The 5,418-nt window shown below is 23.7% G+C and carries 5 protein-coding genes; all 5 read left to right on the plus strand.

Going from position 1 to position 5,418, the window contains the following annotated elements:
- Positions 1-1,407: ABC transporter permease (locus AWT72_RS07885; protein ID WP_156413114.1), on the plus strand; the 1,407-nt coding region annotated here is incomplete at its 5' end.
- Between the two features lie 16 nt (positions 1,408-1,423).
- A complete protein-coding gene (locus tag AWT72_RS07890) occupies positions 1,424-2,113 on the plus strand; it encodes a tRNA threonylcarbamoyladenosine dehydratase (RefSeq protein WP_067143351.1) in 690 nt (229 codons plus the stop codon).
- Between the two features lie 175 nt (positions 2,114-2,288).
- A complete protein-coding gene (locus AWT72_RS07895) occupies positions 2,289-3,554 on the plus strand; it encodes an ABC transporter substrate-binding protein (protein WP_067143354.1) in 1,266 nt (421 codons plus the stop codon).
- A 62-nt stretch (positions 3,555-3,616) separates the two neighbouring features.
- Positions 3,617-4,471, plus strand: a complete 855-nt coding sequence (locus tag AWT72_RS07900) for a carbohydrate ABC transporter permease (RefSeq protein ID WP_067143357.1) — start codon at positions 3,617-3,619, stop codon at positions 4,469-4,471.
- Position 4,472: 1 nt separating this feature from the next.
- Positions 4,473-5,297 (plus strand): carbohydrate ABC transporter permease, encoded by an 825-nt coding sequence (locus tag AWT72_RS07905; protein WP_067143362.1) that lies wholly within the window; start codon positions 4,473-4,475, stop codon positions 5,295-5,297.
- Positions 5,298-5,418 lie beyond the last annotated feature (121 nt).

A 5,418-nucleotide genomic window follows, 5' to 3' on the forward strand; every position in this document is an offset into this window, starting at 1 on the left:
AGATTTTCATTTGAACAAAGAAATATTATAGGGACATATAAATTTTTAGGTTATTCCAATAAAATTGTGATTAAGAAATTTCTTTTATATGCTTTAATACCAGCTATAATTGGAATAATATTTGGTAGTGTTATTGGTGTATTATTATTACCTAAATTATTAATACCTAGTTTTTTCACAAATACTATTGATATATTTACTAAGTTTAATTTATACATAGATTATAAAATAATATTGATAAATGCGTTCGTTTTAATAGCTGTAATAATATTGACAGTTATTTTAATATTAAGAAAATTATTAAACAAAAAAGTTATAACTTTGCTTAATTCTAATGATGAAAAGATTAGTGTTGTGAAATTTAAAAGTATAATTTTAAGAAATTTAATCAAATATAAATTAAGATTATTTATGACATTATTTGGAATTAGTTTATGTACTTCGTTAATATATTTGGGAATTGCAATAAGATACTCTATAAAAGACATAGTTGATATACAATATAGTAAAATACAAAAAGTAGATGCAACTGTATATTTAAAACCAAATGTTAGTAATGAAGAAATAGAAAAATATATAAATAAAATTAGTAATGATGCAGAAGTATTGAAACAGAATTCAAGTATAGTAAAAATAGAAAAAAATAATAGGGAATATAATATAGAAAAAATAGAAATAATTGATAATAATTATAAAGATTTTTATACTTTTGAATTAGAAGAAAATGAAACAATAATTTCAAACAAAACAGCTAAAATATTGGAAATATCTGAAAATGATAATATAGGTTATTTAGATAGATATAATCAAAACGAAAATATAAAAATTGATAAAATATTTGAAAATTATATTTCGCAATATATATATACTAAAAATAAAGATAGTATTGTAAATTCTTTAGCTATAAAATTTAAAAATGAAAAAATTGATTTAAATGATGATATAGTATATACAGTATCTTATACAGCAGATAATAAAGAAATATTCAATAATCAAATAAAAAGTTTAAATGCAGTTGTTGTCTTTATGATAGTTTTAGGAGCAAGTCTTGCAATAACAGTTACATATAATTTAGGAAATATTAATATTATTGAAAGAAGAAGAGAAATAGCGACATTAGAAGTTATTGGTTATACAAATAGAGAATTAAATCGCTATATATTTAGAGAGATATTAATTTTGGCTATATTATCAATAACAGTTGGAATATTTTTAGGAAGATATTTGCATATAATAGTTGCAGATCAATTTAAAACTTCTGTAATAGAGTTAGTTTTATACTTTAATTATAATGTTATACTTTATAGTGCATTATTACCATTTATGTTTGTAATATTGGTGTTAGTAGTATTGACTAAGCAAATAAGAGATATAAATATGATAGAATCATTGAAAATTAGTGAATAAATAAGAAAGTAATAATATGAATGAAAAAAGTCAAAGATTAGAAATATTGATAAAACAAGAAGGAATAGATAAACTTAGAAATGCTAAATGTATAATATTTGGTTTAGGTGGTGTGGGTTCGTTTGCAGCTGAGGCATTGGCGAGATCATTTGTTGGCAATATATGCATAGTAGATTATGATACAATATCAATTAGTAATATAAACAGACAATTACATGCTAATATTAAAACAATAGGATTAAATAAGACAGATGAGATTGCTAATAGAATATTATCAATTAACCCTGAGTGTAATTTGAAAATTGAAACTAAAAAATTAACACCTGAAAATATTGATGAATTTAATCTTAAAGAATATGATTATGTTCTTGATGCTATTGATGATATTTCATCAAAGATAGAACTTATTAAGTATTGTAGTAGAAATAAGATTAAAATAATTTCAAGTATGGGTATGGGAAATAAAATTAAACCTGAAAAAATAAAAATTGATAAATTGAAAAACACTAAATCATGTGCTTTGGCAAGAAAACTTAGGCGAGAATTGAAAGATTTTAAATCTGCATTAGAAATTCCAGTTGTGTATTCTGATGAAGTTGCAATAAAGCATGAATATGATTTTCCTGGAAGTACTGCATTTAATCCACCTGTATCAGGAATGTTTATGTCATCATATGTAGTTAGAAAAATTTTAAATATAAAATAAGTAAAAATATTAGGTAATTTTACCTAATATTTTATTATATTAAATTATTTAATCTTTTATTTTAAATAAATTTTTAAGTAAAACTTTAAAAGATTTTACTAAAATAAAACTCTTTACTTTTTTTAATATCTAGATAAAATAATATAAAAGAAATAAATATGAAAGGAATATTATGATGAAAAAAATTAAATTATTTGGATTAATGTTAATGAGTATATTTGTTATTTCTTGTGGGGATAGAAATGCAAATGAAGCTAAGACAAGTGAAAATGAACAAATAACTTTAAAAATTGCTACATGGAATGTTGCAGCTAAAGCATTAGGAGATGTTGCTAAAATATATGAAAAAGAACACCCTAATATAAAAATTGAAATTTTAGAAGTTGATGGTGATTATACAAAATTAATAACTCAATTATCAGCTGGTCAAGGAGTACCTGATATATTTAGTCTACAAATTAGAGATGTGCAAAGTTTTATAGAAAAATTTGATGGTCAGTTAGCAGATATAACATCTAAATTTGAAAGTGATGGATTAAAAGATAAATTTCTTCCAGCGGCTATAAAGATGGTAAGTCGTGATAACAAAATATTTGCATTTCCATGGGATATTGGACCTGTTGCACTATATTATAGAGCGGATATGTTTGAAAAAGCAGGGGTAACTGAAAAAGATTTTGAAACTTATGATGGTTATATTGATGCAGGGAAAAAATTACAAAAAATATTTCCTGATGTATATATGACAGATCGTCTTCAATTATTCCCTATATTATTTAATCAATTAGGTGGTTCATATGTTAAAAATGGTAAAATAAATATAAATTCACCTGAAGCTAAAAAGGCATATGAACTAATGAGAAAAATGCAAAAAGAAAAAATACTATTAAATCAATCAGATTGGGGTGGAAGAATAGTTGCTATGAATAATAGTAAAATTGCTTCTGTTATATTTCCAATATGGTATGCTGGAACATTTACTACTCAATTATCAGATCAAAAAGGAAAATGGAAGATAACAGAAATACCTGCATTTGAAAAAGATGGAAATAGAAGAGCAAATTTAGGAGGTTCATCTTTAGCGTTATCAGCACAATCAAAATATCAAGATGAAGCCTATGATTTTGTTAAGTTTGCTTTAACAACAACTAAAGGTGAAGATGTTATGATATCATATGGATTATTCCCAGCATACACACCATACTATCAAGAAGCTAATTTTAAAGCAGATAATCCATATTTTGGAATGGATATAAATGGTTATTTCGCTAAATTAACAGAGGGAATTCCTAATATGGAATATGGTTCTATAATGTTAGATGCATCAAAACCATTATATGACTTGTCATCGGAAATAATGAATAGTGATAAAAGTATAGATGAATCATTGAAAAATACAGCTGAGACTATTCATAGACTAACAAAATTACCAATTAATTAAATATAATAAATATAAAAAAATGGGAGGGAATAGACTCTCCCGTTTATTTGAAAGGCGGTAAAATGAAAAAAAAATTTATCCCATATATATTTATAACACCTTTTTTCACCTTATTTATATTATTTTTAGTATATCCAATATTGGAATCATTTTATTTGTCATTTCATGAAGTGAAAGGGCTTAAAAACATATTTGTAGGTTTAGAAAATTATAAATTAGTATTAACAGATAAAATTTTTTGGCAATCAATCCTAAATGTGTTTATAATATTAGCTTTACAAGTTCCAATTATGATATTATTAGCAACAATATTTGCAACAATGTTAAATTCAGAAACATTAAAATTTAAGGGATTATTTAGATTATTTATTTTTTTACCTGTTTTAATAGATTTAGTAACTTATTCTATAGTTTTTTCTGTGTTTTTTAATGAACATTTTGGAATAATAAATCATTTATTAAGTTTAATTCATATACCACCAATATATTGGATATCAAATTATTTAGCAGCTAAAATATTAATAGTTATTGCAATAACTTGGAGATGGACAGGCTATAATACTATTATTATTTTATCTGGATTACAATCAATTGATAAAAGTTTATATGAATTTGCAGATATTGAAGGAGCTGGTAAAATTACTAGATTATTTAAAATAACATTGCCATTATTAAAACCTATTATGTTGTTTTGTGCAATTATGAGTACAATTGGAACAATACAATTATTTACAGAACCGATGATTTTAACAAATGGTGGACCTAGTAATAGTACATTAACCCCAATAATGTATTTATATTCATATGGGTTTAAAAATTTTAAATTTGGTTATGCATCAGCAATTGCTTATGTAATAACAACTATAGTTTTTGTTATGAGTATTATACAGATAAAATTAACAAAGGGTGGTGAATAATTTGAAATTTAAAACAAAAGATAATATATTGCAATATGTAATTTTAATAATAGCAAGTTTCATAGCATTATATCCATTTTATTGGTTATTAGTGGGTGTAACATTAACGAATAGCGAAATTTTTGGATTACCACCCAAATTAACATTCGGGTCAAATTTCTTTATAAATTACAATAATTTAGTAAATAAAGAACCAATTTGGCAAACTTTTAAAAATTCTTTATTTATTTCAGGAACTTATACAATTTTAACTGTATATATTTCAGGATTAACAGGTTATGCATTTGCAAAATTTAATTTTAAGGGGAAAAATATTTTATTTGGTTTAATTTTAATGAGCATGATGTTACCACTTCAAGTAACTTTAATACCTTTGTTTAAAATTTCTATAAAATTAGGATGGGTAAATAGTGCAAAAGCAATAATAATACCAGCATTAGCCAATATTTTTGGAGTATTTTTTATGAAACAAAATATGATGAGTGTACCTGATGAAATTATAGAATCTGGCAGAGTAGATGGAGCTAATGAAATTAGAATTTTTCATCAATTAGTATTGCCCATACAATTACCTGCTATTGCTGCACTAGGAATTTTAAGTTTTATAAATCAATGGGGTAATTTTTTATGGCCATTAATAATATTAAATAATAAAGATTATACTACATTACCAGTATTAATATCTACCATAGTTGAAGCTAAACCTGCTGATTATGGACAAGTGTTCGTTGCTATTTTAATTAGTATAACACCAGTTATAATTGTTTTTTTATCATTGCAAAAATATTTTATATCAGGGATATATGGTGGTTCTGTAAAAGGATAAAGATATTTAAAATAAAAGTATTGAAAGGATAAAAATGAAAGATTATGAAAATATAAATATTTTAGGGAAAAATGTTTTAAAACCTCGTTCATATTTTTTTGCAAAAGATATGAATAAAAAT

It is taken from the genome of Oceanivirga salmonicida, assembly GCF_001517915.1.
Lineage (GTDB): Bacteria > Fusobacteriota > Fusobacteriia > Fusobacteriales > Leptotrichiaceae > Oceanivirga > Oceanivirga salmonicida.

What these genes read in the sequence shown, in the direction of transcription:
- AWT72_RS07890 (WP_067143351.1), top strand. Translation starts at nt 1,424, where the DNA reads ATGAATGAAAAAAGTCAAAGATTAGAAATATTGATAAAACAAGAAGGA.
- AWT72_RS07895 (WP_067143354.1), top strand. Translation starts at nt 2,289, where the DNA reads ATGAAAAAAATTAAATTATTTGGATTAATGTTAATGAGTATATTTGTT.
- AWT72_RS07900 (WP_067143357.1), top strand. Translation starts at nt 3,617, where the DNA reads ATGAAAAAAAAATTTATCCCATATATATTTATAACACCTTTTTTCACC.